The organism is Streptomyces sp. NPDC044106, from assembly GCF_056433985.1.
Genome location: NZ_JBWKFZ010000009.1, coordinates 64,511 through 89,833, shown reverse-complemented (window position 1 = coordinate 89,833; position 25,323 = coordinate 64,511). Strand labels below are relative to the sequence as shown.

Annotated in this window: 23 protein-coding genes and 1 riboswitch; of the genes, 13 read left to right on the top strand and 10 right to left on the bottom strand. The window is 70.6% G+C overall.

Annotation, left to right across the window (positions count from 1 at the left end; genetic code table 11):
* Nucleotides 1–127: 127 nt before the first annotated feature.
* Nucleotides 128–1,186, bottom strand: a complete 1,059-nt coding sequence (locus AC07DI_RS17650) for an LPXTG cell wall anchor domain-containing protein (RefSeq protein ID WP_478905160.1) — start codon at nucleotides 1,184–1,186, stop codon at nucleotides 128–130.
* Between the two features lie 291 nt (nucleotides 1,187–1,477).
* On the opposite strand from AC07DI_RS17650, the gene AC07DI_RS17645 reads away from it, so the two are divergent.
* From AC07DI_RS17645 to AC07DI_RS17635, 3 genes are all read left to right on the top strand, one after another.
* Nucleotides 1,478–1,843 carry a hypothetical protein gene (locus AC07DI_RS17645; protein WP_384250314.1) on the top strand — a complete coding sequence of 122 codons (366 nt, stop codon included), beginning with the start codon at nucleotides 1,478–1,480 and terminating at the stop codon, nucleotides 1,841–1,843.
* A 119-nt stretch (nucleotides 1,844–1,962) separates the two neighbouring features.
* On the top strand, nucleotides 1,963–2,844 hold the full coding sequence (locus AC07DI_RS17640; protein ID WP_478905159.1) for a hypothetical protein: 882 nt from the start codon (nucleotides 1,963–1,965) through the stop codon (nucleotides 2,842–2,844).
* A 137-nt stretch (nucleotides 2,845–2,981) separates the two neighbouring features.
* On the top strand, nucleotides 2,982–3,692 hold the full coding sequence (locus AC07DI_RS17635) for a hypothetical protein (protein ID WP_478905158.1): 711 nt from the start codon (nucleotides 2,982–2,984) through the stop codon (nucleotides 3,690–3,692).
* A 692-nt stretch (nucleotides 3,693–4,384) separates the two neighbouring features.
* On the opposite strand, the gene AC07DI_RS17630 is transcribed toward AC07DI_RS17635, so the two are convergent.
* Entirely contained in the window at nucleotides 4,385–4,711 is a 327-nt protein-coding gene (locus AC07DI_RS17630; protein ID WP_478905157.1) for a chorismate mutase, read from the bottom strand.
* Between the two features lie 423 nt (nucleotides 4,712–5,134).
* Here AC07DI_RS17630 and guaA point away from each other — a divergent pair, with 423 nt between their 5' ends.
* Nucleotides 5,135–6,721 carry a glutamine-hydrolyzing GMP synthase gene (gene guaA / locus AC07DI_RS17625; protein WP_478905156.1) on the top strand — a complete coding sequence of 529 codons (1,587 nt, stop codon included), beginning with the start codon at nucleotides 5,135–5,137 and terminating at the stop codon, nucleotides 6,719–6,721.
* 71 nt (nucleotides 6,722–6,792) lie between these two features.
* On the opposite strand, the gene AC07DI_RS17620 is transcribed toward guaA, so the two are convergent.
* Nucleotides 6,793–7,293 carry a pyridoxamine 5'-phosphate oxidase family protein gene (locus tag AC07DI_RS17620; RefSeq protein ID WP_478905155.1) on the bottom strand — a complete coding sequence of 167 codons (501 nt, stop codon included), beginning with the start codon at nucleotides 7,291–7,293 and terminating at the stop codon, nucleotides 6,793–6,795.
* Between the two features lie 118 nt (nucleotides 7,294–7,411).
* On the opposite strand from AC07DI_RS17620, the gene AC07DI_RS17615 reads away from it, so the two are divergent.
* From AC07DI_RS17615 to AC07DI_RS17605, 3 genes are all read left to right on the top strand, one after another.
* A complete protein-coding gene (locus AC07DI_RS17615; protein WP_478905154.1) occupies nucleotides 7,412–8,197 on the top strand; it encodes a class II aldolase/adducin family protein in 786 nt (261 codons plus the stop codon).
* Between the two features lie 151 nt (nucleotides 8,198–8,348).
* Nucleotides 8,349–9,614, top strand: a complete 1,266-nt coding sequence (locus tag AC07DI_RS17610; RefSeq protein ID WP_478905300.1) for a hypothetical protein — start codon at nucleotides 8,349–8,351, stop codon at nucleotides 9,612–9,614.
* A 174-nt stretch (nucleotides 9,615–9,788) separates the two neighbouring features.
* Nucleotides 9,789–10,358 (top strand): DoxX family protein, encoded by a 570-nt coding sequence (locus AC07DI_RS17605; protein WP_478905153.1) that lies wholly within the window; start codon nucleotides 9,789–9,791, stop codon nucleotides 10,356–10,358.
* Here the strand turns inward: AC07DI_RS17605 and AC07DI_RS17600 are convergent.
* Complete coding sequence (locus AC07DI_RS17600; RefSeq protein ID WP_384250296.1) at nucleotides 10,355–10,594, bottom strand: hypothetical protein; 240 nt, start codon at nucleotides 10,592–10,594, stop codon at nucleotides 10,355–10,357. The two genes, AC07DI_RS17605 and AC07DI_RS17600, sit on opposite strands and share 4 nt — an antisense overlap.
* Nucleotides 10,581–11,969, bottom strand: a complete 1,389-nt coding sequence (locus AC07DI_RS17595; RefSeq protein WP_478905152.1) for a PspC domain-containing protein — start codon at nucleotides 11,967–11,969, stop codon at nucleotides 10,581–10,583. Before AC07DI_RS17595 ends, AC07DI_RS17600 begins: the two co-directional genes overlap by 14 nt.
* 184 nt (nucleotides 11,970–12,153) lie before the next feature.
* Between AC07DI_RS17595 and AC07DI_RS17590 the strand changes: the two genes are divergently transcribed.
* A complete protein-coding gene (locus AC07DI_RS17590; RefSeq protein WP_478905151.1) occupies nucleotides 12,154–13,443 on the top strand; it encodes a PspC domain-containing protein in 1,290 nt (429 codons plus the stop codon).
* A complete protein-coding gene (locus AC07DI_RS17585) occupies nucleotides 13,440–14,171 on the top strand; it encodes a LuxR C-terminal-related transcriptional regulator (RefSeq protein WP_384250286.1) in 732 nt (243 codons plus the stop codon). The genes AC07DI_RS17590 and AC07DI_RS17585 overlap by 4 nt, the downstream gene beginning before the upstream one ends.
* Before the next feature lie 40 nt (nucleotides 14,172–14,211).
* Here the strand turns inward: AC07DI_RS17585 and AC07DI_RS17580 are convergent, their stop codons facing one another.
* Together AC07DI_RS17580 and AC07DI_RS17575 are read right to left on the bottom strand one after the other, a co-directional pair.
* Nucleotides 14,212–14,853, bottom strand: coding sequence for a hypothetical protein (locus AC07DI_RS17580; protein WP_478905150.1), 642 nt, complete (start codon nucleotides 14,851–14,853; stop codon nucleotides 14,212–14,214).
* A gap of 120 nt (nucleotides 14,854–14,973) precedes the next feature.
* Nucleotides 14,974–16,056 (bottom strand): C40 family peptidase, encoded by a 1,083-nt coding sequence (locus tag AC07DI_RS17575; RefSeq protein ID WP_478905149.1) that lies wholly within the window; start codon nucleotides 16,054–16,056, stop codon nucleotides 14,974–14,976.
* Nucleotides 16,057–16,401: 345 nt separating this feature from the next.
* On the opposite strand from AC07DI_RS17575, the gene AC07DI_RS17570 reads away from it, so the two are divergent.
* Entirely contained in the window at nucleotides 16,402–16,755 is a 354-nt protein-coding gene (locus AC07DI_RS17570; RefSeq protein ID WP_384250279.1) for a hypothetical protein, read from the top strand.
* Between the two features lie 147 nt (nucleotides 16,756–16,902).
* On the opposite strand, the gene AC07DI_RS17565 is transcribed toward AC07DI_RS17570, so the two are convergent.
* Nucleotides 16,903–18,102 (bottom strand): C40 family peptidase, encoded by a 1,200-nt coding sequence (locus AC07DI_RS17565; protein WP_478905148.1) that lies wholly within the window; start codon nucleotides 18,100–18,102, stop codon nucleotides 16,903–16,905.
* Nucleotides 18,103–18,110: 8 nt separating this feature from the next.
* Nucleotides 18,111–18,266, bottom strand: a riboswitch (cyclic di-AMP (ydaO/yuaA leader).
* Nucleotides 18,267–18,519: 253 nt separating this feature from the next.
* On the opposite strand from AC07DI_RS17565, the gene pcrA reads away from it, so the two are divergent.
* Nucleotides 18,520–21,012 (top strand): DNA helicase PcrA, encoded by a 2,493-nt coding sequence (gene pcrA / locus AC07DI_RS17560; protein WP_384250274.1) that lies wholly within the window; start codon nucleotides 18,520–18,522, stop codon nucleotides 21,010–21,012.
* A gap of 67 nt (nucleotides 21,013–21,079) precedes the next feature.
* Here pcrA and AC07DI_RS17555 read toward each other — a convergent pair whose 3' ends face one another.
* Nucleotides 21,080–22,576, bottom strand: a complete 1,497-nt coding sequence (locus tag AC07DI_RS17555) for a M23 family metallopeptidase (RefSeq protein WP_478905147.1) — start codon at nucleotides 22,574–22,576, stop codon at nucleotides 21,080–21,082.
* A 182-nt stretch (nucleotides 22,577–22,758) separates the two neighbouring features.
* Complete coding sequence (locus tag AC07DI_RS17550; protein WP_478905299.1) at nucleotides 22,759–23,589, bottom strand: lipase family alpha/beta hydrolase; 831 nt, start codon at nucleotides 23,587–23,589, stop codon at nucleotides 22,759–22,761.
* Nucleotides 23,590–24,223: 634 nt separating this feature from the next.
* Here AC07DI_RS17550 and AC07DI_RS17545 point away from each other — a divergent pair.
* Nucleotides 24,224–24,640 carry a coenzyme B12-dependent isobutyryl CoA mutase small subunit gene (locus tag AC07DI_RS17545; protein ID WP_384250266.1) on the top strand — a complete coding sequence of 139 codons (417 nt, stop codon included), beginning with the start codon at nucleotides 24,224–24,226 and terminating at the stop codon, nucleotides 24,638–24,640.
* A 468-nt stretch (nucleotides 24,641–25,108) separates the two neighbouring features.
* On the top strand, nucleotides 25,109–25,294 hold the full coding sequence (locus AC07DI_RS17540; RefSeq protein ID WP_478905146.1) for a hypothetical protein: 186 nt from the start codon (nucleotides 25,109–25,111) through the stop codon (nucleotides 25,292–25,294).
* The last annotated feature ends 29 nt before the right edge of the window (nucleotides 25,295–25,323 follow it).

The window sequence follows — 25,323 nt, the reverse complement described above, 5'->3', positions numbered from 1 at the left end:
GCCCAGGAAGTAGCCCGCGGTGCCGCCCAGGAAGTAGCCCGCGGCGCCGCCCGCCCCCGGATACACGTAAGGACCTGCGCCCCCCTCCGAGCGCAGGTCCTTACGTGTGATCAGGTGCCGTGCGGACTCAGACGGCGGAGTCGGTCTTGCGGCGCCGCACCGCGAACATCACGCCCGCACCGGCGACGACGGCGACACCACCGACGAGGCCGACGGTCGGCAGCATCGAACCGGCGCCGGTCTCGGCGAGGCTGCCGTCGGCGACCGGGGTGTCCTGGGCGCCGCCCTGCTGCTTCTTCACCGCGGCGGGCGTCCTGGACGGGCTCGGCGTGGGCGTGGCCGTCGGCGTGGCCGGGCTCTCGTGGTCACCGCCCGCCTTGGCGATCGTGAGCGGGTGGTACTTGTCCGAGCTGTGTACGCAGTCGTCCACGGCGTCGACGTACTTGGCGCGGCCGAACGCGTAGCCCTTGCCGAGCGGAGCCTTGGCGCCGATCCTGACCCGCAGCTCGATGGTGGCCTCGTCCTCGGCGTCGAGCTCGGTGGTGCCGTAGGCGAGGCCGTCGTTGAGCTTGCTGTCGATCGTCGTCCACTCGTCGGTCTCGGGGTCGCGGAACTGCAGGTCCGCGTAGGTCCGCAGCGCGTCCTTCTTGTCCTTGCTCCCGGGGAAGTTGTTCACGAACGCGGTCCACCTGACCTCACCGAGCGGATCATCGGTGGGGTTGGCGGCGGTCAGCTCGAACCGGTGCCAGCCGCTTCCCGGGACGAGCTTCTTGGGCAGCCCGACCAGATCGACCTCAAGCACCGAGTTCGCGTCCACACCGTCCCTGTTGGTCGGGCAGTCGGCCGGAAGGGGCTCGTCGGGCTCATCCGCCGGGTCCTCGGGGGCGTCGGCACCCTTGGGGACCTCGGGGGTCTTGCCCGCCTTCGTGGGCTCCTCGTGCTGCGAGACCGGGCCCGGCGTCGACTTGGACGGAGTCGGAGCGTCCGGCGACGGGACCGTCGCGGGTGGGGTGGGCGTGCCGGTCGGCGTCTCCGGAGCCTCCGGAGTCTTGGCGGTGTCCGCGGTCACCGCGGGCGGAGCGGGAACGGTGCCCTCGGTCGCGAAAGCGGTCGGAGCGGAGAGCAGTGCGGCCGGGGCGATGGCAGCCGTAGCAGCCGCGGCGGCCACGGCACGACGAAGCTTCATGAAGACCTCAGGAAGTCCGGCGCACTGCCCTGGGCGGCAGTACGGAGGTGGAGGCCTCCGCGGTGGGGACGCGGGTGTGGCCGTTGTTACGCATGCATGACCTGTGGTCCCTGTGAATGGTTGTCTCGATCTCACAGCACGCTTATGTGGCGTGACTCACATCGCTTGTGCCGCCGTGGCGGGGTGCCGTAGAACTGCCCCGCTCAGGTGGCATGAGCACGCAGTGAAATGGACGCGTGTAGACCCAGGCAGATCCGAGTAGACCCAGGCAGATCCAGGGGAGGGGACAGCGTGGCCATACCCGACGAGGTGTGGAAGAGATTCGAGAACGACAGCGAGCGGGAGATCCGCTCGTCCGCGCCGAAGGAGCCGTCCGCGCGGGCGCGCATGGTGGCCGAAAGGCTGCGGCGCCTCGACGAGGAGGCCGCGCGCCAACAGGTCGAGCAGGCCGGGCGGTTGCGCCGCAGGCGCGCGAGGCGCGAGGCCGAGTCCGCGCGGTGGAGCCCGGACGACTGGCGGTCGGCGCCGACGGGCCCGCGCCGCAGCGCCAGGTCCGAGCGCAGTCGCCGGGTGTGGAGCGTGGTGATCGTCATCGGCGGCATGGCCCTCGCGATCGTCCTGCTCAGCCCGTTCCGCTTCTGGCTCTGGGGCTGGTGAGCTCCGGTCGCGAGGCGCACCCCGCCGCCGCGGAACCAGAACTGATCTTCTCCCGTCGTAGGACTCGGTAGCCCCATGGGCAGGAACAGCAAGCGCAAGAGCAAGCGGGGGAACAGAACGTGAAGTCAGCTGTGTCGCGTGCCGTGGTGGCCGTCTCGATCGTGGCCGCCCTCGGTGCGAGCGCCGCCTGCGGTGGCAGCGACGGCGCCGACAAGAAGCCGACGAAGCCGCATGCCGGTGCGGGTGCGGGTGCGGGTGCGGGTGCCGGAGCCTCGAAGCTGGAGAAGGCGGCCCTCGCGGCGGGTGACGTCAAGGGCTTTGAGGTGGTGAAGCCGGACGCGCAGGGCGAGTCGGGCGCGCAGGGCGAGCAGGGCGGGCGTGACGGGTCGGGCCCTGGGGCCGACGCGCCGCCCGCCGCGAAGCCGTCACCAGCGGAGTGCGGCCCGGTGGCCGCCCCGCTCCGTGCCGGCGCGGGAACGGGTACCGGCACCGGCACCGGCACCGGCACCGGCGCCTCGGCGAAGACCGCGCCGAAGGCCCACGTCAGCCGCACCCTGACCCTCGCCGGGGGCAAGGGATCGACGACAACCGCGGTCGACCTGTCGGGCTACGCCGAAGCCGACGCCGTGCGCGCCATGGCCGACCTGCGCGCGGCGGTCAAGGCGAAGAAGTGTGCCAGCTTCCGCGTCGGCGACGACCGCTACACCGGCGTCACGTCACTGCCCGCGCCGGACAAGGGCGACGAGGCCGTCTCGTACAAGGCCGCCCACCGCAAGGGCGACTACGTCACGCGGGAGAGCGTCACGGTCGTGCGCAGAGGTTCGACGCTCGTGGTCTTCGACGCGTCGAACCTGTACGACCCCGAGGGCGTCCAGAGCGACAAGGACGCCGCGAAGGACGGCATGGAAGGCACCGGAACGCCCACGGCGGACGAGGACCCGAAGGTGGCCCCGAAGATCATCGACGCCCAGCTCGCCAAGCTCGGGCGCGGGACGGCCTAAGTCACACGCGCCGCGTACAACCTTTCCAGCGGTTTCCGATCGTTACGGAAAACGCTGGTGGCAGCCGTGACTCAGCCGCTTTCATGTCGCCTCGGCGCGGGCCGTCGTCCGCGCGGTGGCATCTGAAGGTAGGAAACGTGAAGTCAACTGTGTCTCGGGCCGTCGTGGCCGCGTCCGTCGCGGCCGCGCTGGGCCTGACCGCAGCGTGCGGCGGCGGGAACGGCGACGACGGCGACAAGTCGTCGGAACCCTCCAAGTCCGCACAGGCGCCGGCCGAGAAGAAGGCGCCCGCCCTGTCCGCCGCCGCCCTGGAGAAGGCGGTGCTCTCCAAGGACGACATCAAGGGCTACAAGTTCGAGAAGATCTCCGCGGCGGAGATGCCGTCGGAGCCCGTGCCCGCGGACCCGGCCGCCTGCCAGCCATTGGCTGACATGTTCATGTTCGCAACCCAACCGGCGGCGAAGTCCCGCGTCGGCCGGACCCTGACCGACGCCGATGAACTGGACGCCATGGTCGTCTCCCTCGCCCTGATGGCACACGGCCAGGACGACGCCGGGAAGATCATGGAAGGCTTGCGGACGGCCACGAAGAAGTGCACCGCCTACGAGCACGCCGACTCCAAGTACCGCGACGTCGCCGCCCTGCCCACCCCGAAGGCGGGCGACGAAAGCGTCTCGTACAAGGTGGTGGGCCTCATCGAGGGGCAGAAGACGCCGATGAGCTTCACCGTCGTACGCAGCGGCTCGACGCTCGCGGCCTTCTACTCGATCAACCTGCTCCAGCCGAAGAAGTTCGGCGTGCCCAAGAAGATCGTCGAGGCGCAGGTGGACAAGTTGAAGAGCCTGTAGCGGCAGAACGCCGGAGAAGGCACGACCAGTGAGAGCGCAGAACCAGTGAGAGCGCAGGACCGGTAAGAGCACAGAACCAGTAGGCGCGCAGAACCGGTAAGAGGCAGAGCGAAGGGCCCCGCGGGACGGAACCGCGGGGCCCTTGGCTGTCGGCACCGACGTCAGGGCCGCGTCGGTGCCTCGGGGCGGCGCCGGGGGGAGTGCGCCGCTTGGTCGAGGTGCCGGTGGCCGACCCGGCGCACTGGGGGCGCTCGCGTGGTATCGACCATTGGCAATGGAACGGTGGACGGAGGGCTTGGGCCCGCCCTCTACGCATCGTGCTGGAAGTGCTGACGGCGGCGCAACCATTTCGACCGCACCTGTTTCGGCCACACCCACAGGGGTAAAGGGTGCGGATTACGGGACGGAGGCCGGCCGGCTCCAGGCGTCCCCGGAGCCGACCGTTCTCTTGGGTGACCGGGCTGCTGTCCCCTGCCGTCCGGTCACAATCACTGGAGCGAGGTCCCACGGCGCACGGCATGATCCGCACGCCTCATCGCTCCAGCGGAGCCACGCGTGGTTCTTGCGGGCCCGCCCCTGGCTGACACGGACACCGGGACCAACGAAGCCCGCCCGGAACCGGTCACGCGCCGTACGGGTGAGAACGGATCCGAACTCAGTTCCGCAGGCACCCGCCGCCCTCACGGCGGCGCTCAGACGCGGCCCCGGCACAGTTCGAGGAGCGTCATCGCGAGCGTCGTGCCGGGCTTGCCGAGCGCGTCGCTGTAGTGGCCGAGAACCTCCATCTCGCGGGAGAGGTTCACACGGCGGCCGCCGGAGGTGATCCGCGCCTCCTGGATGACGGCCGAGACGGCCATGCGTTCCTGGACGAGGCCGATGATCCGGTCGTCGAGCGCGTCGATCCGTTCCCTGGCGTTCTCGATGACGCCCGCGGCCTCGGGGGTGCGGGCACCGGTCTTGTCGGCGGCAGCGGCAGCGGGTGCGGATGCGGTGGGGGCGGGGGCGGTGGTGGCGGTCATGCGGGGCTCCTTGTGGTCCGTGGTGACCGTGGTGCCCCGGAGCGGCAAGTCCCGCGTACGACAGAGCGCCCCGGGCCTTGTCGGCCCGGGGCGCCCGGTAAGTCGCTTGTCAGTGGATCAAGCAGCTCGACCATGGCAGCCGGTGGGCCGGTTGCCATAGGTAAAGAGGAAGCTGAGGTGCTTGGTCACGGGACCAGTATGGACCCAACCGCGTACGCCGGGTCAATCCCGCTCTCGTACGGCTCGCATGCTGAGACGGACGTCCAGGCCCCGCCCCCCGCGCCGCCGCACGGGCACGGGGCCTGTCGGATACGACGAGGACGGTCCTGCCGCGCCCGGTAGAATCGACAAACACAGACCCCCTGCTCACGCACGAGCCTCTGCTCACGCACCGCTCAAGCTCAACGCCGGAAGGCCGCCGCCGTGCCATCAGCGCCCCCCGCTGCCGCCGCTCCCGACACCGTTCTGGTCGTCGACTTCGGAGCGCAGTACGCCCAGCTCATCGCCCGTCGCGTCCGTGAGGCCCGCGTCTACAGCGAGATCGTGCCGGGCACGATGCCCGTCTCCGAGATGCTCGCCAAGAAGCCCGCGGCGATCATCCTGTCCGGCGGCCCCTCGTCGGTGTACGCGGAGAACGCGCCCACCGTCGACCGCCAGCTCTTCGAGGCAGGCGTCCCCGTCTTCGGCATGTGCTACGGCTTCCAGCTGATGGCGACGACCCTCGGCGGCACCGTCGACAACACCGGCGCCCGGGAGTACGGCCGCACGCCGCTGGCCGTCTCCAAGGCCGGGTCCACCCTCTTCGAGGGCACCCCGACCGAGCAGTCCGTGTGGATGTCGCACGGCGACGCGTGCAGCGCGGCGCCCGAGGGCTTCACGGTCACGGCGTCCACGGACGTCGTGCCGGTCGCGGCCTTCGAGGACGACGAGAAGAAGCTGTACGGCGTGCAGTACCACCCCGAGGTGATGCACTCCACGCACGGCCAGCAGGTCCTCGAGCACTTCCTCTACCGCGGCGCCGGCCTCACGCCGAACTGGACGACCGGCAACGTCATCGACGAGCAGGTCGCCGCGATCCGCGAGCAGGTCGGCACCAAGCGTGCGATCTGCGGCCTGTCCGGCGGCGTGGACTCCGCCGTCGCCGCTGCCCTCGTCCAGAAGGCCATCGGCTCGCAGCTGACCTGTGTCTACGTCGACCACGGCCTGATGCGCAAGGACGAGACCGAGCAGGTCGAGAAGGACTTCGTCGCCGCGACCGGTGTCCAGCTGAAGGTCGTCGACGCCCAGGAGCGGTTCCTCGCCGCGCTCGCCGGGGTCTCCGACCCCGAGGAGAAGCGGAAGATCATCGGGCGCGAGTTCATCCGCGTCTTCGAGCAGGCCCAGGCGGAGATCATCGCCGAGGCCCCCGGCGACCAGCCGGTGGAGTTCCTGGTGCAGGGCACGCTCTACCCCGACGTGGTCGAGTCCGGCGGCGGCTCCGGCACCGCCAACATCAAGTCGCACCACAATGTGGGCGGACTCCCCGAGGACCTCGAGTTCCAGCTCATCGAGCCGCTGCGCAAGCTGTTCAAGGACGAGGTCCGGATGGTCGGCGCCGAGCTCGGCCTGCCGGAAGAGATCGTCCAGCGCCAGCCGTTCCCCGGCCCCGGCCTCGGCATCCGCATCGTCGGCGAGGTCACCAAGGACCGCCTCGACCTGCTGCGCGAGGCCGACGCCATCGCCCGTGAGGAGCTGACGGCGGCCGGTCTCGACCGGGACATCTGGCAGTGCCCTGTCGTGCTGCTCGCCGACGTCCGCAGCGTCGGCGTCCAGGGCGACGGCCGCACCTACGGCCACCCCATCGTCCTGCGCCCCGTCTCGTCCGAGGACGCCATGACGGCCGACTGGACCCGCATGCCGTACGACGTCCTCGCGAAGATCTCGACGCGCATCACCAACGAGGTCGCCGACGTGAACCGCGTGGTGCTCGACGTGACGTCGAAGCCGCCGGGCACCATCGAGTGGGAGTGACCGCCTCCCCGCACGCTTGAGCCGGCGCCGTCCACAGACCTGTGGGCGGCGCCGTCCGCTTGCCCGCCCTGTCAGCTCCGCCTGGTGACACGCGACGGCATGCCCGGCTTCCACAACCGCACCGCCAGGTACGTCCCGTCCTCGATGTACGTGCGGACCACCTCCGCCATTTCGGTACGGAAGAGGTGGAACGCGTCCGGGTCCGGCGGATTCACCGCCTCCACGTAGCGCGCGACGGTCTCCCGGTCCCGCACCTCGATCGCGCGGCCCGCGATCCGGACGTCGCCGCCCGCCATCTCCGCGCCGGGCCCCGGATTCGCCTGCAGTGCGAACCGCGGGTCGCGGCGCAGGTCGAGCGCCTTGAAGGAGTTCGGCATCATCCCGAACCACAACTCCCCGGCGCGGAACCGGACTTCGATCCCGGTGGTGCGCGCGGAACCGTCCTTGCGGAGCGTCGCGAGGACATGATGGGTAAACGCGGCGAAGCGCTGCTCCACTGTCTCGGCGAGGTCCGGCTCCGCCGCGGTGAACGCGGCCCAGTTGAACGTCGTGCTCCGGGTGTTGAAGGTCATGCGCCGAGTGTGGCGCCGATACCCGACATCCCCTGTCGCCTTTGCGTGAGCCGCCCCCCTGTTCTCCTGTACGCACCACCGGTACCTTCCGCCTCGTACAGCCAGGGATGGAGGACACATGCAGGCGCCCACACCGATACCCGTCGAGCGGTTGCAGTTCGCGATGCCGCCCGTCCACGATTCCGTGGCGGACGAACGCCGGCACCGCAAGGAGCGGCTCGCCGGGGCGCTGCGGATCTTCGGCAGGCTCGGTTATGAGGACGGCGTCTCCGGACACATCACCGCGCGCGACCCCGAGTACACCGACTGCTTCTGGGTGAACCCCTTCGGCGTGCCCTTCAAGCACGTCACCGTCGGCGACCTCGTCCTCGCCAATGCCGAAGGGCAGGTGGTCGAGGGGCGCCACCACGTCAACCAGGCCGCTTTCACCGTCCACGCCCAGGCTCATCTGGCGCGGCCCGACGTGGTCGCCGTCGCGCACTGCCACTCGCTGCACGGCCGCGCGCTCTCCACGCTCGGCGAACTCCTGGACCCCATCACGCAGGAGGCCTGCGCCTTCTACGAGAGCCACGCGCTGTACGACGGCTACACGGGCGTCGTCGTGGACGCGGAGGAGGGTCGCAGGATCGCGTCCGCGCTCGGCGGTCACAAGGCGGTCGTCCTGCGCAACCACGGTCTGCTCACGGTCGGGGACTCCGTCGACGCCGCCGCCTGGTGGTTCATCTCCATGGAACGCTCCTGCCAGGTCCAGCTGAGCGCACGGGCCGCCGGACGGCCCGTGCTGATCGGCCACAAGCAGGCGGTGCAGACCCGCGAGCAACTCGGCAGCGACCTGGTGGCGTGGATCAACTACCAGTCGCTGTGGCAGGACATCAGCCGCAGCGAGCCGGATCTGCTGGCCTGACCCGGACGTCAACGCAGGCCCCGGCCTTTCACCCCCGCTGACCTGACCCCGGCGATTCGTTCGCCCTTCAGTACGGCACAATTCCCCTTCTCTGCAAGGAAGTTCGTGAGGAGCCCCGAGGGCTTCGTGGGTGGGGAAGGCGGCGTACACGGTGGCGGTGCAGGAGGCGGGACAGGGCGCGCACGGGGGCGGCTGCACGTGCGGCGGCTGTCCGCACGGCGCGCGCGAGGGGCACCGGCGCGCCGTGTCCGTGTTCGTCGCCAAGCGGGACGAGTACGCGGCCGGCCAGGGACTGCCCGCGGCCGTCGCCCACTCGGCGGGCGCCTCACGGCAGTGGGTCTCGGACGAGCTCACACAGTCCGCACGCGACGTCGCCGAGCGCTCCAGGGCCGAGGGCGAGGCCTGGCTGCGGCGGCTGTGGACGCGCACACTCGGCGTGGTCTGGGGCTCCTTCGCGGTCCTGCTCCTGGTCCAGGCGCTCACCGCGATCGGCTTCGGCTGGACGTCCGCCCGCACGGCCGGGCTCTTGGCGGCCCTGCTGACGGGCGGGCTGCTGACGTGCGCGGCGTACGCGCACCGGGCCCGCGGCGGTGTCCTCGCGCCGGTGATCGGCGAGGACAACCGGCTCTCGACCTCGCGTGCCGTGGCCGCCTGCTGGGTGCTCTTCGTCGTCTTCGCGGTCCTCGTCCTCGCGGGCGAACTTGCCGCCGCCTCGGGGCATCGGGACCGCGACGAACTGATCGCCGGCCTGGAACTCGCCCGCGCCGCCGGAACGGTGACCGTCCTCGCCGTGGCGTGCGCGGTGGCCGTCCTGGTGCGCAGGATCGTCAGTCTGCGGGTGCTCGGCCAGCGCCTGCAGAAGGTGCGCGCGGACCGGCCGCGGGCCGCCGACCCGCTCACCGACGACGCGGGCCGCGGCAGCTTCACCGACACGCAGTACGTCCTGGTCAGCGCCGTCGCCATGGTCTTCGCCGCCGTACGCCTCGCCCGGCGCCCCGGGCAGCTGCCCGACCTGCCGTGGGGCCTCGCCGTACTCGTGCTGGTCTCGGCCGCGACATACCTGGCCGGGAAATACGCCGAGGGCGGCCGTCCCGTGATCCTCTCCGTCGTCCGCGCCAGGGAGGCGGGCGACCTCGACGCCCCCATCCGCACGGGCGACGACATCGAGATCCGCGGCGCGGGATTCGTACCGCCGGGCGCCGGGGAAGCGGACCGGCTCGCCCGCACCGTCGTCCGCATCGGCACCGTCCACGTCCACGTGCCACTCGTCCCCGTGCCCGGCGGCTTCGCCAACCCGAGCGACGCGGTGCTGACCGTCCCCGTCCCGGTCGACGTCGAACCCGGCCGCGTCGACGTCCAGGTCGTCACAGCCGCGGGCGTGGAGACGAACCGCGTCACCATCGACGTCACGGACTGACCCACCGGCCCATCGACCCTGCCCTGACCTCGCCTTTCCTGTCCTGCCTCAACACACATCAGAACTCCCCCGGGCTTTTCGGATCGATGGTGTGGAACACGCCGCCCGCCGATGAGCAGCGACTCTGCCGCGTACGTATCGTCAGAGACGGGACAACGCGAGAGGCGGAGTGCCATGGCACACGGCATACGGACGAACAGTCACACCAGCCACGTCGGCCCCACCGGCCACCTCAGGCGCGATACGTGGCGGGCAGCCGCCTCCCGCTACGCCCTGCTCCCCCTGCGGATCTTCCTGGGCATCACCTTCATCTACGCCGGCCTGGACAAACTCACCGACAGCACCTTCCTGCAGGCGAGCGGCGCGGGCTCGATCGGCGCACAAATGGAGGGCATCCGCGACATCTCCGCCATCCCCTCTCTCGTCGATCTGGCCCTGAAGAGCCCCGTCGGCTTCGGCTACGCCATCGCCCTCGGTGAACTGGCCGTCGGCATCGGCACACTGATCGGACTCTTCGCCCGGGTCGCCGCGCTCGGCGGTGCGCTCATCTCCCTCAGCCTCTGGCTGACCATGAGCTGGCACGAGGAGCCCTACTACTACGGCAACGACCTGGCGTACCTGATGGCATGGCTGCCGCTGGTGCTCGCCGGGGCCTCGGTCTACTCGGTCGACGCCCTGCTCGCCGCCCGCCGCGGAAGGACCTCCGACCCTGGCCCTGCCCGCGACTCCGACTCCGGGTCCTAGTCCCCCGACGCCTTGGCGCCCCGGACGCGCTCGCCTCCGCGGGCGGCGCCCCTCGGGCGTATCCCGTGGACAGCCGCCGCCACGCCCGCGAGAAACAGGCCGGCCATCACGAGTGGCAGAGCGACGAACCACGGTGCGTCCCAGGCACCGCCCGCATCACCCGCGTACACGACGGCGACGGCCAGCAGGAAGAGGCCTGCCACCAGCTTGCCGGGGTGGAATTCATGACGTAGCACGGGTCACCTTCGCTTGTCCGATGCCGACTTCGAGGTGCAGATCGATTGTTCCGCCGTCCTTGCTGCCCGAGGGCGGCCGCAGCGTCACCTTCTTCTCGCGGCCCGGAGCGATGTCCAGGTCCTTGCTCTTGTCGTCCGGCAACACGATGTCGCCGACGCCCACTTCCGCGTTCAGCCGCACCGTGACGTCCTTCGGCACGATCACCCTCAGGTCACCCGCGCCGACCTCGGCGCCGGTCGTCAGCGTCCTGCCCCTGCCGATCTCGATCCTGCTCAGGTCGAGCGTGCCCCGGCCCAGCCCCACCTCGTACCGAGGCCGGACGTCCGTGGCCGCGGCCGGTATCCAGTCCGTGCGGGCGTAATGCGTGGTGATGTTCTTCGGCAGGGCCGCCGAGCCCGCGAGCAGCCCGGCGGTGACCACGGCGAGCACGATCGATCCCGCGCCCGTGCGCCCGAGGAAGGCACTGATCGCGATCCCGAGGCCGAACACCGCCAGCGCGCACGCGAGGCCGGTCTGCAGCGTCGTACCGAGCGGCTGCTCCTCCCAGGTCAGGCCAGTGCCGAGGCCGCCCGCGAGGAGTGCGGACAGGAACACCCAGCCGCCGATCCACCGTGGCCCGCGGGGCTTCGGCGGGGGAGCGGGGACGGCCTCGGTCGCTTTGCGGGGCCTGCCCCGGTGGCCCGCCACCCCGTACCGGACCTCGAGGCCTGGGAGGGTGTCCGGGCCCCAGAAGTAGCCGGTCATTCCGTCGTGCGTGCCGTCCTTGACTATGGGGTCGCGCCACCACGAGGGGCTTCCGGCGACAGGTGGCGCCTTCGCCTCGGGCGGGGCGTCCGCCGCCGCCTGTGCCGCCACCGGGTCGGTGTCGAGGGTGTCGCGCTGCTGCGACCAGTACCCCGCGCCCGCGAGGAGCAGGGCGAGGACGGCGGCGAAGGTCAGCGCCCCGCCGTTTTTCAACAGAGTGAGAAATACGCCGCAGCCGACGAGCGCGAAGAGCACGGCGGTCAGGGCCTGGCCGTCGACCCGGCCGGAGAGGAGCCTGCGCGCCTCGTTCTCCTCCTCGTCCTTGTCCGGCACGAAGAGCCACGCGAAGCCGTAGAAAACCAGGCCGAGGCCGCTGGTGATCGCGAGCACGGCAAGGCCGATACGGAAGATCACCGGGTCCATGTCGCACTGCCGGCCCAGTCCGGCACACACGCCGCCGATCTTCTTCTGCCGGCGGTCGCGGCGGAACTTCCGCTCCACCGCGGGCAGGTCCGCCGCGTGACTGCCCGCTCGACTGCTCGCGGGACCACCCGGCTCGCCGTGCGCGGTGCGCAGGGCATCGCGGAGGGCGGCCTCGGTCTCCGTCTCGGCGGGCTGCTGATCTGTCATGCGTCCATGGTGACGGCCGACGGCCCGCCGCGGCAGTCGGGAGGACCCTGGACGAACCCTGATATCGCCCCTGAGACTTTTCGGGCCGCACCCCTGACAGGGCCGGCGCAGGGGTTGAGATCAGGGAAGTCTCGGGGATCGACCCTGATGCTCACCGCCGTGCTCATGTGTGAATATCGATGACATGCCGGAAGCCGCCGCACCGCCCCTCGACGACGCCCGACCGCTGCGCAAGCTCTACCGCAGCGGTGACGGACGCTGGCTGGGCGGGGTCGCGCGGGGCCTGGCAGGGCACCTCGGGCTGCCCGTCGTATGGGTCAGGCTGATCTTCGTCGGCCTGTTCACGGCCGACGGCCTCGGCGCTCTGCTGTATGCGGCGTTCTGGTTCTTCGTCCCGCTCGGTATCGGCGGCGTGGACGCCGATCGCCCGCCCGCGGCCGTCACGAGCGAGACTTCGGCGGACGGCCGCCGCAGACTCGTGGCCCGCAAGCCCGACAAGGGACAGCTCGTCGCGCTCCTCGCGATGGTCGTCGTCGCCATGGTCTTCGTCGGCAATGTGGACCTCGACGGCTCGACCAGGGCCTATGTCATCCCGACCCTGCTCGTCGCCGCCGGTGTCGCCCTCGTCTGGCGGCAGGCCGACAATGCCCGCAGGGCCCGTTGGATGGCCGTCGGCCGCCGCAGACGCATCCTGACCCTCGCCCGGTCGGCGGCCGGAGTGCTTCTGGTCGGCGCCGGAGTCTCCGGCATCTTCGTGCTCCAGGGCTCCGCCGCACATCTGGGCGCCGTACTGCAGGCCTCGCTCGCCGTGCTCGTCGGCGTCGCGCTGCTCGCAGGCCCCTATCTCGTCCGCATGATGCAGGACCTCTCCGAGGAGCGGCTGATGCGCATCCGCGCCCAGGAGAGAGCCGAGGTCGCCGCCCATGTGCACGACTCCGTACTGCACACCCTGACCCTGATCCAGCGCAACGCGGAGAGCGCGGGCGAGGTGCGCCGCCTCGCCCGCGCCCAGGAGCGCGACCTGCGGGCCTGGCTCTACAAACCGGAGGGCACCGGCAAGGACGAGGACGAGGAGCCCGACACCCTCGCCGAGGCGGTCCGCCGCAGCGCCGCAGAGGTCGAGGACAAGCACGGCGTCCCCATCGAGGTCGTCGTGGTCGGCGACTGCCCGCTCGACGAGGGGCTGACCGCACAGATGCAGGCCGCGAGGGAAGCGATGGTGAACGCCGCCAAGTACGGTGGCGAGGGCGGTGCCGTGCAGGTCTTCGCCGAAGTCGAGGGGGAGACGGTGTTCGTGTCCGTCCGGGACCGCGGCCCCGGCTTCGATCTGGACTCCGTGCCGGACGATCGCATGGGCGTACGAGAATCAATCATCGGCCGCATGCAGCGCAACGGCGGCACGGCGCGGCTGCGCATGGTGCCGGGCGGCGGTACGGAAGTCGAGCTGGAGATGGAGAGGACGGCGACGACATGAGCGACGCGACCGGGGCGAACGGGCCCATGGAGCCGACCGGTTCGGACGAGGGCGGCGGTGCGGACGGGCGTCGTGTGCGAGTCGTCCTGGTCGACGACCACCGGATGTTCCGTACGGGAGTGCAGGCCGAGATCGGCCGTACCGACATCACCGGCGTCGAGGTGGTCGGCGAGGCCGCCGACGTCGATCAGGCGGTCACGGTCATCACGGCCACCCGGCCGGAGGTCGTCCTCCTGGACGTGCACCTCCCGGGCGGCGGCGGCGTGGAAGTGCTGCGCCGCTGCGCGCCGTTGATGTCCGCAGCGGAGAACCCGGTGCGCTTCCTCGCGCTCTCGGTCTCCGACGCCGCCGAGGACGTCATCGGCGTCATCCGGGGCGGCGCCCGCGGCTATGTCACCAAGACCATCACCGGCACCGACCTGGTCGACTCGATCTTCCGGGTGCAGGACGGCGACGCGGTGTTCTCGCCGCGTCTCGCCGGATTCGTCCTGGACGCCTTCGCCTCCACCGACGCGCCCCCGGTCGACGAGGACCTGGACCGCCTCACCCAGCGCGAGCGGGAGGTTCTGCGGCTCATCGCGCGCGGGTATGCCTACAAGGAGATCGCCAAGCAGCTCTTCATCTCCGTGAAGACGGTGGAGTCGCATGTGTCGGCGGTGCTGAGGAAGTTGCAGCTGTCCAACCGTCATGAGCTGACGCGATGGGCGACGGCGCGACGACTGGTCTGACCGGCCCCGTCGCGGCGCGGCCAGTCGGCCGGTGAGGGTCTTAGCGGTGTGTGGCGGTGGACCTGGGCGCCGCCGGGCCCAGGTTTCGCAGCGCCCACCGGTAGTGGCCGACGGCCTTCGCTGCGCCGAGCAGGCCCGTCAGCCACAGGACGAGGCCGGCGCCCATGCCGAGGACGACGTCGGCGTAGGTGTCGCGGCCCGGTTCGGCGTACGCGGCGGCCGTGAAGGACGACCAGAGGCCGAGCGTGCACACCGCGAGGGAGGACAGGAGCCAGAGGAGGCTGAGGCCGGGGGAGCGCAGCCGGGCGTCGGACAGCGGGTGGCTGTCCAGGGTGAACCAGGCGTCGGTGAGGTGGCGGATGCGCCGGTCGTGGCGGATGGAGAGGACGGCGCCGGTCACCGCGGGGGCCAGCACCGCCAGGCCGAGGACCGAGAGTACCGGGCCCAGGAGGAAGCCCGAGGTGTCGTCGCCCGCGAGCATCCGGAACGGCAGGATCAGCAGCGCCCAGCCGATGGCGCAGCCGAGACCGCACAGCCACCACAGCAGCAGACGTCCCACCCCGAGGTGCCGCCTCCGCAGTTCCATGAGGGCCATGCCGCGGTCGGTGAGCAGCGTCTGCCGGTCCGGCCAGGTGCGTAGGTACACGGGTGGCGGGGGCGGAGGCAGCGTACGGCTAGGCATGTGCGTGACATTACTGGCGGCGGTGTTTCCTGATCGCCGGGGGCCGGTTGCGTGGACCCGTCGCCGGTGGCGGTGGCGGTGGCGGTGGCGGCGGTGGCGGTGGCGGTGGCGGTGGGAGGCTCATGCCACGCGCGTGGCTCCCGCGAACGGCATCTGGTCGATCGGCGCGAGTCGTACCGGAGCGCTCGGGTTGGGGGCGTGGATCATCTGGCCGTTGCCGACGTAGAGGCCGACGTGGCTGATGCCGGAGTAGAAGAACACCAGGTCGCCGGGGCGCAGTTCGGAGCGGGAGACGCGCTTGCCCGAGGCGATCTGGGCGTAGGTGGTGCGCGGGAGTGCGACGCCCGCGGAGCGGTACGCGGCCTGGGTGAGGCCGGAGCAGTCGAAGGCGTTCGGGCCCGTGGCGCCCCAGACGTACGGGCTGCCGATCGCCTTGTACGCGTAGGAGACCGCGGAGGCGGCACGGGCGTTGGGTGCCTTGGAGGGGCCCGGAGAGGCGCCCAGAAGGGCGTGGCGGGTGCTCGAGCGGGTGGCGCGGCCGGTGGCGGGGGCGGTTGCGGGGTCGTTCTCGGGGTCCGTGAGTTCGGCGCGCTGGTCGGCGGTGAGCCGGGAAAGCAGCCGCTTGGCCTCGCCGAGCCTGCCGGTGATCGTCTTCTTGTGCTTCCTCAGCTCCGCCTGGCGGGCGCGGAGGCCGGCCAGGCGGTCGTCGGCCTCGCCGCGCAGCTGGCGCAGCTCCTGGAGCTGTTCGCGTACGTCGCGAAGGGCCACGGCCTGCCGACTGCCGGCCCGGTCGGCGAGTGACGCGCGGTCCAGGAACTGGGCCGGGTCGGAGGAGAGCACGAGTTGGACGGAGGGGTCGATGCCACCTGCGCGGTACTGCGCGGCGGCGTACGAACCGAGGCTGTTGCGGGCGGTGTTGAGCTTCTCTGTCGTGCGGGCCGCCTCGTCGCGCAGCTCGCCGAGCGATTTTTCGGCCTTTTCGGCCTTCTCCTTCGCGCCGTTGTACTTCTCGGTCGCCGTCTCCGCCTCGCGGTAGAGCGCGTCGACCTTGGACTTCACCTCGGTGGGGCTGAGCTGCGGGTCCGCGTGCCCCGTGCCGTCGAAGGCGGTGGCCGAGGCGGCTCCCGCGAGGGCGAGGGTGGCGGCGGTACGGACTGTGCTGCCGCTGAGCGAGCGCTGTCTGGGCTTGCGGTGCGCTGCCACGAAGAGGGGCTCCTTACGTGTCCGGCGGCGACCCGCACAGGGGGAGCAGGCCGCCGCCGGGTTTCTCGGCGGTGGTGACCGACGGCCGTCCCGGACCGGACGGCGTTGGGGAGCCGGTCACCTGAGGAAGGACGCTAAACCTGACCGTCACGGGTTGGTGACGGATTGCGCGCAAGTGGCGGAAGCGGGCGGCCCAGTGACCGCCCGTGACCGGGTCGCTCGCGGGGTAGTTGTCGCTTCGGGTGTGGCTGTGACCGATGGCTCGATTGCGGTGTGCCTGTCGCGGAGTAGTGGTACAGGGGCGGTTATCGGGAGCGCCGGACGCCCCGGCTAGGCTCCGGCCTCATGGACCTACTCATCCATCTCTTCGTCGGCCTGCACATCATCGGCATCGCCTCGCTCCTGGGTGGTTTCCTGACCCAGATGAAGCAGATGGGCCAGGGTGTCGCCCGTTTCAACTTCGCGATGCTGCACGGTGCGCTCGTCATGCTCCTGACCGGTGTGGTCCTGGTGGGCCTCAACCAGGCGGACGACAACCCGGTCAACAACGTCAAGATCGGCATCAAGCTGGGCCTGCTGATCGTGATCCTCGCGCTGGTCTATGTGAAGCGGGACGAGGAGAAGGTCGACAAGAGCGTGTTCGGCGCGGTCGGCCTGCTGACCATCGCGAACATCTTCATCGCGGTGCTGTGGACGTAGGGTTTCCGCCTCTATGCGTTTACGCGTTTCCGCCGCTACGCGCGCGTGGCCCGCACCCTCCGGGGATGCGGGCCACGCGCGCGTAGCGGGTGCTTTCCGTTGCGAGGGGTGCCGTCGGGCGGGATGCCGTGGGGCGGCCCGGCGCCGTTACGCGGGGCGCACCACGCTGTGGATCGGCATGTAGTAGATCGACTCGACGCGGACGTTCGCGCCCGGCTTGGGGGCGTGGATCATCTTGCCGTTGCCGATGTAGATCCCCACGTGGCTGATGTCGTCGTAGAAGAAGACCAGGTCACCGGGTTTGGCGTCGGCGGTCTTCACAGTCGTGCCGACCTTCACCTGGTCCCAGGTGGTGCGCGGCAGGGAGATTCCGGCGGCCTTCCACGCGTCCTGGGTGAGTCCGGAGCAGTCGTAGGAGTCCGGGCCGGTGGCGCCCCAGACGTACGGCTTGCCGATCTGGGCCTGCGCGAAGGCGATCACTTTGGCGGCCTTGGTGGCGTAGCCGCCGTCGGTACTGCCTGAGCCCGCACCGGAACCCGAGCCGGAGCCGCTGCCCGCGTCCGAACCGGAACCGGAGCCCTGGCCCTCCTCGCGTTCCTTCTCCCCCTGGGCGGCCTCCGCCTTGCGCTTGCGCTCCGCCTCGGCCGCCTGCTGGCGCGCCAGCTTCTCGGCCTTGCGCTTGGCCTCCTGCTTCTTCTTCCGCTCGATCTCCGCGAGCCGCGCCTTCTCCTCCGCCGTCAGCTTCGACAGGAGTTCGCGCGCGTCGCCCAGCTTCTTCTGGACGGTCTGCTTGCTCGTCTTCAGGTCGTCCCGCGCATCGCTCAGGGTCTCGAGGCTCTTCGCGGCCTTCGCGCGCTGCCTGGTCGCCGACGCCTGCTGCGTCTGGTAGTCGTCGACCGCCTTCTTCTGGCGTGTGGTCAGCCGGTCCGCCAGGTGGTTCTGGTCGAAGTAGCCCTGCGGGTCGTCGGCGAGCATCATCGTGGCCGTCCCGGAGACGGCGCCGGTGCGGTACTGCGCGGCGGCGAACGAGCCGAGCTCCTTGCGGGCGTCGTTCAGCCTGTCGGTGCGCCTGGCCACGTCGTCGAGCAGCCGGTCGACCCGCTTGCGCTGCTTGTCGGTGTGTTCCTTGGCCGAGTTGTACTTCTGGGTGGCCACACCGGCCTGCTGGTAGAGCTCGTCGACCTTCTTCTGGACCTCTTCGAGGGTGGGCTTCGCCGGCGGGGAGGGCGCTGCCTGAGCGCTCTGCGACAGGAGGGCGACGGAGGTGAGGGCCGCCGTCGTGATGCCGAGGGCGGGGGCCGTGCGTAGGCCGGTCGAGCGGGTCCGCGGCTTGCGGTGCGACGCCAAGGGAGGCGACTCCTTCCGTAGACCGCCTACCGGGTTAGCTGTCGGGTTCGGGCGGATGGTACGGAAGGTTGCCCTACGGTCCCGTACTGCGTACGGGACCGATTCACCCCAAGTTTTCGGTGGGTCCCCGGCTCCGAACGGGTCGGACTCGGCGGAGGCCACCCGTTCCCGGCGGGTTCGCCGGTGGGGGACGAGCGGCCCGGGCAGCACGCTAGCCAACTCGTGTGGCCGCTGTGAAGGTTGATGTTCGATATGCCCGATACATTTTCGTGACTTTTCACGGCCTTGACGCGGTCATGCTGCACAGATGCGAAGCGCATGCGGAGCGTGACCGTCCGGAGGCGGGGGGTAGGCGAGGTGTGAGGTGACCGGAACCCGCAGCGGGTTGTCAGTGGGGCCGCCTAGACTCGGTAGGCGATGAGCAGCCTCTTTGACGACAGCTTCCTGGCGGACCTGCAGCCTTCCCGGGCCGCGGACGAAGCGCCCCCGCCGCCCCCCGAGGACAGCGCCCCGGAGCCCATTCCGGACGATCTGTTCGACGGGAAGTTCGACGCGCCCATGACCCGGGACGCGCACTACCGCGACGGCGCCCCGCGCCCGGTCATCGACCCGGCGACGCTCCTCGACGGGCTGAACGAGAACCAGCGCGCGGCCGTCGTGCACGCAGGATCCCCGCTGCTCATCGTCGCCGGTGCCGGTTCCGGCAAGACCCGCGTACTGACCCACCGCATCGCGTACCTGCTCGCCGAGCGCGGTGTGCACCCCGGCCAGATCCTCGCGATCACCTTCACGAACAAGGCCGCGGGCGAGATGAAGGAACGCGTCGAGCAGCTCGTGGGCCCGCGGGCGAACGCGATGTGGGTGTCGACCTTCCACAGCGCCTGCGTCCGCATCCTGCGCCGCGAGTACAAGAAGCTGGGCTTCACGTCCTCCTTCTCGATCTATGACGCCGCGGACTCCAAGCGGCTGATGGCCCTGGTCTGCCGCGACCTCGACCTCGACCCGAAGAAGTTCCCGCCGAAGTCCTTCAGCGCCAAGATCTCGAACCTCAAGAACGAGTTGATCGACGAGGAGGACTTCGCGGGCCGGGCGGCCGACGGCTTCGAGAAGACCCTCGCCCAGGCCTACGCGATGTACCAGTCACGCCTCCGCGAGGCGAACGCGCTGGACTTCGACGACCTGATCATGACGACGGTCCACCTGCTGCGCGCCTTCCCGGACGTCGCCGAGCACTACAGGCGCCGCTTCCGGCACGTCATGGTCGACGAGTACCAGGACACCAACCACGCGCAGTACGCACTCGTGCGCGAGCTGGTCGGCCCCTCCGGAGGCGAGGGCGACGACCCCGCCGAGCTGTGCGTGGTGGGCGACGCGGACCAGTCCATCTACGCCTTCCGCGGCGCCACCATCCGCAACATCCTCCAGTTCGAGGAGGATTACACCGACGCGACGACGATCCTCCTCGAGCAGAACTACCGCTCCACGCAGACGATCCTGACGGCCGCGAACGCGGTCATCGAGCGCAACGAAAGCCGCCGCCCGAAGAACCTGTGGACCAACCAGGGCGCGGGCGCGCGCATCACCGGATACGTCGCCGACACCGAGCACGACGAGGCACAGTTCGTCGCCGACGAGATCGACCGCCTCACCGACGCGGGCGACGCCAAGGCCGGCGACGTGGCGATCTTCTACCGGACGAACGCGCAGTCCCGTGTCTTCGAAGAGATCTTCATCCGCGTCGGCCTGCCCTACAAGGTCGTCGGCGGAGTCCGCTTCTACGAGCGCAAGGAGGTCCGCGATGTCCTTGCCTACCTGCGCGTTCTCGCCAACCCCGAGGACGCGGTCCCGCTGCGCCGCATCCTGAATGTACCGAAGAGGGGCATCGGCGACCGTGCGGAAGCGATGATTGACGCGCTCTCGCAGCGCGAGAAGATCTCCTTCCCGCAGGCCCTGCGCCGCGTCGACGAGGCGTACGGAATGGCGGCCCGCTCGGCCAACGCCGTCAAGCGGTTCAACACGCTCATGGAGGAGCTGCGGACCGTCGTCGAGTCCGGCGCGGGCCCGGCCGTCGTCCTGGAAGCCGTCCTCGAACGCACCGGGTACCTCGCCGAACTGCAGGCCTCCACCGACCCGCAGGACGAGACACGCATCGAGAACCTCCAGGAACTCGCCGCCGTGGCCCTGGAGTTCGAGCAGGAGAACAGCCGGGCGGAGGGTGACGAGGGAGCCGCGGCCCCGGCCGGTACGCTCTCCGACTTCCTGGAGCGTGTCGCCCTGGTCGCCGACTCCGACCAGATCCCCGACGAGGAGGACGACGGCTCCGGAGTCATCACGCTGATGACCCTGCACACCGCCAAGGGCCTCGAATTTCCCGTCGTGTTCCTGACCGGCATGGAGGACGGCGTGTTCCCGCACATGCGCGCCCTCGGCCAGGTCAAGGAGTTGGAGGAGGAGCGCCGCCTCGCCTACGTGGGCATCACGCGCGCGCGGGAACGGCTCTACCTGACCCGGTCGTCCATGCGCAGCGCCTGGGGCCAGCCGTCGTACAACCCGCCGTCGCGCTTCCTCGAAGAGATCCCGGACGCCCATCTGGACTGGAAGCGGACGGGTTCCGTCGGCGCACTGGCGTCGTCCGGCTCCGGTGGTTCGGGCCCGGCCGGGGGCATCGCCTCGACGCTGTCGTCCTCGCGCTCGCGTTCCGGGGGCGCACAGGGCTTCGCCACGCGCCGTGCCTCGGAGAAGCCGGTCGTCGCGCTGGCCGTCGGCGACCGTGTCACGCACGACCAGTTCGGCCTCGGCACGGTGGTCGGAGTGAAGGGCACGGGGGCGAACGCCGAGGCGACGGTGGACTTCGGAGAGCCCAAGCCGAAGCGTCTGCTGCTGCGGTACGCGCCGGTGGAGAAGCTGTAGCAGGGCGGTTCGGAGACAGGCTCTGAGGTCTGCCGGGCAGGCTCTCGCGGGTCTGTCGGGCAGGCTCTTACGTCGGGTCGAGGCCGTGGCTGCGCAGCCACGGCAGCGGGTCGATCGCCGAGCCGCCGCCGGGCCGCACCTCGAAGTGCAGGTGCGGTCCTGTGGAGTTGCCGGAGTTCCCGGAGAAGGCGATGGGCTCGCCCGCCTTCACGGGGCCGCTGGAGATCTTGTGCGTGGAGAGGTGGCAGTACCACGTCTCCGTGCCGTCCTTGGCGGTCACGATCGCCATGTTGCCGTAGGCGCTGTTCCACTTCGTGGAGACGGTGCCGTCGGTCGCGGCCAGGACCTCCGTGCCGTACGACACCGGGAAGTCGATGCCGGAGTGCGCGGACATCCAGTTGACGCCCGCCTGTCCGTAGTACGCGCTCAGGCCGTGCTGCTTCACCGGCAGGACGAACTTGGGTCGCAGCCGCTCCTTGCGCGCCGCCTCGGCGGCCGCCTTCTTCTGGGCGGCGACCTTCTGCGCCTTGAGGTCGATGCGTTCCTGGGTGCGGCTCGCGCGGTCCGCGAAGTCGCCCGCGTCCGCCGAGAGGTTCGCCAGCTGGGTGTCCAGCTTGTTGTTGGCGGCGGAGGGCTGCACGGACGTGGGGTCCGGGGCCGACGCCGTCGTGTCCTTGGTCTCGTCCCCGCTGAAGTTGCCGACGGAGGCGGCGGCCACGCCGGCCACGCCCATCACGCAGGCCGAGGGCACCGCGACCGTGAGGAGTGCGGAGCGCTTGGCGGGGGAGCGGCGTCGGGTGCGTGATCCGCCTCCGGTTCCGCTTCCGCTTCCGTTTGCGCCGGGGGTGCCGCTGCCCTTGCCTCGGGAGGCGCGGCGGCCGGGGGTCCGGGGCTCCTCGGCCGCGTCGGGGGAGGCGCTCCGGGCATTGGGGTCGGTCTCGGGGGCGTCCTCGGGGTGCGTGGATTCGGACGACGGGTCCATGTCCTGCGCTTCGCCCGCCGAGTTCCACGTCGTCGCGTCGTACGCGCCCGTGTCGAAGGTCTGCGTGTCCCACTGGCCGGTTCCCGGACCCTGGTCCCAGGCGGCGGTGTCCCACTGGCCGGCCGGTTCGGGGCCCGGCTGCGACGGAATGTCGGCGAGCTGCCGATGGCCGCCGGTCGCCCACATCGAGGCGGTGTCGAAACTGCCGGTGTCGAAACTGCCGGTTTCGTAGCTGCCGGTGTCGAAACCGCCCGTGCCATGACCGCCGCCGTCGTACGTGGCGGCGTAGTACTGCGCGGCGTACGCGTCGTGGGTGAGCGTCTGTTGCGGGCCGGTGGTGGTCGCCCACTGACCCGTGTCCTGCTGGTCGCCCGGCAGGTCGCCGAAAAGGGGGTCGGTCGCGAAGGTGCCGGTGTCAAAAGTGCCGGTGTCGAGCGTGCCGGTGTCGTAGGCGCCGGCGGAGTACGAGTCGTAGCCGCCGTGCTGGGCGCTCTGTTGGTCGTACGGCGCGTAGTGCGCGTAGTCGGCGCCGGGAGCCGAGGACGGGGGAGTCGAGCTCCCCGACGGGTGACGGTCGTTCACCAACTTCTCTTTCGCCTCGGCAGCAGGGGCAGAGCAGTGCGGTGACTGTACCCGGCGGTATACGGACACGACAATCTTCGGCAGGTTTCATGGTTTCAGGAAACGGGCATTCGGCCGTCTTTCGGGGGACTGCGGGCGCAGCCTTGGCCCTGCGTTCGATCTGCGTTCGATGTTTCCGCGGGTCAGGCGACCGTCAGCCCGCCCGGTGCGCTCCGGGCATCGGCTCCCGGGTTCGCCAGGTCGAGCGCCTGGCGTATGCCGGTCGCGACCGCCGGATGCACCGGCAGTGCGAGATGGCCGATTCCGGTTACCCGGACGTTCTGCGCGGTCAGGTCGGGGTGGTCGACGCAGGCTGATTTCAGCGGATCCATGATCTGGTCCAGATCGCTCCAGAAGCTGACGAACTGCGTGCGACAGCCGGGCGCCGGTTCCCTCAGCTCCTCGATCACGTCGGAGCCCGGTCGCATCTGGCGGACGATCGGGTGCGCGTCGGCGAGCGGCATGACGCGGGTGCCGGAGTGCGGTGTCCCCAGCGTGACCAGGGTGCGGATCCGTGCGTCCCCGCCGAGCCGTTGCGCGTAGTAGCGGGCGATCAGGCCGCCGAGGCTGTGCCCGACGACGTCGATCCGGGCGTGGCCCGTGCGCTCGCAGATCTCCTCGATGTGCCGGCCGAGCAGCTCGGCGGCGACGCGGATGTCGCAGGTCAGCGGCGAGTAGTTGAGGGACTCCACACGGCGGCCGCCGTGTTGTGACAGGGCGCGGCGGAGCAGGACGAAGACGGAGCGGTTGTCGATGAAACCGTGCAGGAGAAGGACCGGCGGCCTGCCGTTCGGCGGGAGGCGCGGAGCGTCCGGGGGCGGCTGGACGGGCGCGGCCCTGCGCTCCTGGGTGATGCCCGAGGGGTAGAGGAGGAGGTGGCCCGTGAGGATCGTCAGCTCCAGAGCCGTCGCTTTGAGGAGGGCCACGGAGAGGCCCGCGACCTTCGTCGGCAGGGCGGGGAGGCGGAGTGCCAGGAGGGGGAGCGCGAGGAGGGGGAGCGCGAGGGGGAGGAGGCGTGGGTGTGCGGAGGGTGGGTTCGCTGGGGACGGGCGTGCGGGGGATGGGCGTGTGGAGGGTGGACGTGTGGGGGATGAGTGTGTGGAGGGTGGGCCGAGGCCGAGGAGTTTCGGCAGCAGGGCGGTGAGTGGGCGAAAGGGGCGGGCCCCTGTGACCGGCATCGTCGACCTCCCGATTGGCGCACGGAAGGACGGCTCTGTCCCCCGTGTGCCCTAGGGGGAGTCGCGGTCGAGGAGTCGGCTGAGCGTCGGCGATCCGGGCTCCGCGGAGTCGTGCCCCCGTGCCCCCGTTGCCCCGCCGACGTGCGGTGTCACCACGCCGTGCGGCTGCCGGCGCGGTGGTCCGGCGATCTCGATGTGGCTCCCCTCGCGCTTGGCCCGAAGCGGAGCGTGAGCCCCTGGGCAACGGACGGGCGCGCAGCGAACGTGTCCCAACGTGTGATTTCCCCCTCGCTCCACACCGTGAAACTGCCGCTTGAGCGATGCTGTAGATAACGTTCGTTCACTTCCCCGGCCGGTGCGGTGCGGGGTATCTGTACCGGGACCGGCTGTTGTCGGTCGACGGTACGGACATCGGTACATGGAGGCAGTGATGGGTGTGGCAGCCGGGCCGATCCGCGTGGTGGTCGCCAAGCCGGGGCTCGACGGGCACGATCGCGGGGCCAAGGTGATCGCGCGGGCGTTGCGTGACGCCGGTATGGAGGTCATCTACACCGGGCTGCACCAGACGCCCGAGCAGGTGGTGGACACCGCGATCCAGGAGGACGCCGACGCGATCGGTCTCTCCATCCTCTCCGGTGCGCACAACACCCTGTTCGCGCGGGTGCTGGAGCTCTTGAAGGAGCGGGACGCGGAGGACATCAAGGTCTTCGGCGGCGGCATCATCCCGGAGGCGGACATCGCGCCGTTGAAGGAGAAGGGTGTCGCGGAGATCTTCACGCCGGGGGCCACGACCACCTCGATCGTGGAGTGGGTCCGGGGGAATGTGCGGCAGGCTGCGGGGGCGTAGGCGGCTGCGCTTGGGCGGGGGGCGCTTTGGGGTCGGCCGAGGCGGGGCCTCGCGGCGGCGTGGGCGGGTTTGTTTGGGCTCGGGTCTGCGCCGGTTCTGCGTCTGTGGGGCGGGGCCGCGGGGGTATGTGCGTACTCGTTATCCCTGCGTCACGCTGCACGAACAACGGGGCTACAGCGTGCTCGGTGCTCCGTTCGCACATACCCCCACGTCCCCTCCGGCCGGTTTCGCGGCTGCGAGCCGGTGGGGGTGCACCTGCTGGCCCCGGGGGCCGTTCTCGGCTGCGGGCCGGTGGGGTCTGCTTTTGCCGGTCGGCCAGGGCCGTGACCTCGAAGGTTCGCCGGGTAGGCCAGGTAGCCTGCCCGCAGGGGGAGTTGACGTCGCGCGTATGGTGGAGAGGAAACGCATCAACGCCCGTCAAGGCTGTGAGCCGGGCGGGCCGAGCGGGGGAAGAAAGGTGCGTGCCCGATGACGGTCGGGCTCCTCTCCACGATTGCTGCCGTGTTCTACGGGGGCACGGTCTCGATCCTCGCCCTGACTGCGACCTTTGCGCGGCGTGGCACGCTGCGGCGTGAAGCGCGCAGCACCCTTGCTGTCCTGGTGCCGGGGGGAGCGGTGGAGTCGCAGCAGGTAGACCGCGCCGCCCCAAGATGATGCAGACCGGAGCGCCGACCCCGGACAGA

Bases quoted from the DNA above. Each gene is read 5' to 3' on its own strand.
- AC07DI_RS17615 (WP_478905154.1), top strand. From the start codon at position 7,412: ATGCAGGCGCCCACACCGATACCCGTCGAGCGGTTGCAGTTCGCGATG.
- AC07DI_RS17585 (WP_384250286.1), top strand. From the start codon at position 13,440: ATGAGCGACGCGACCGGGGCGAACGGGCCCATGGAGCCGACCGGTTCG.
- AC07DI_RS17650 (WP_478905160.1), bottom strand. From the start codon at position 1,186: ATGAAGCTTCGTCGTGCCGTGGCCGCCGCGGCTGCTACGGCTGCCATC.
- AC07DI_RS17570 (WP_384250279.1), top strand. From the start codon at position 16,402: ATGGACCTACTCATCCATCTCTTCGTCGGCCTGCACATCATCGGCATC.
- pcrA (WP_384250274.1), top strand. From the start codon at position 18,520: ATGAGCAGCCTCTTTGACGACAGCTTCCTGGCGGACCTGCAGCCTTCC.
- AC07DI_RS17595 (WP_478905152.1), bottom strand. From the start codon at position 11,969: ATGACAGATCAGCAGCCCGCCGAGACGGAGACCGAGGCCGCCCTCCGC.
- AC07DI_RS17540 (WP_478905146.1), top strand. From the start codon at position 25,109: ATGACGGTCGGGCTCCTCTCCACGATTGCTGCCGTGTTCTACGGGGGC.
- AC07DI_RS17620 (WP_478905155.1), bottom strand. From the start codon at position 7,293: ATGACCTTCAACACCCGGAGCACGACGTTCAACTGGGCCGCGTTCACC.
- AC07DI_RS17545 (WP_384250266.1), top strand. From the start codon at position 24,224: ATGGGTGTGGCAGCCGGGCCGATCCGCGTGGTGGTCGCCAAGCCGGGG.
- AC07DI_RS17580 (WP_478905150.1), bottom strand. From the start codon at position 14,853: ATGCCTAGCCGTACGCTGCCTCCGCCCCCGCCACCCGTGTACCTACGC.
- AC07DI_RS17590 (WP_478905151.1), top strand. From the start codon at position 12,154: ATGCCGGAAGCCGCCGCACCGCCCCTCGACGACGCCCGACCGCTGCGC.
- AC07DI_RS17630 (WP_478905157.1), bottom strand. From the start codon at position 4,711: ATGACCGCCACCACCGCCCCCGCCCCCACCGCATCCGCACCCGCTGCC.
- AC07DI_RS17605 (WP_478905153.1), top strand. From the start codon at position 9,789: ATGGCACACGGCATACGGACGAACAGTCACACCAGCCACGTCGGCCCC.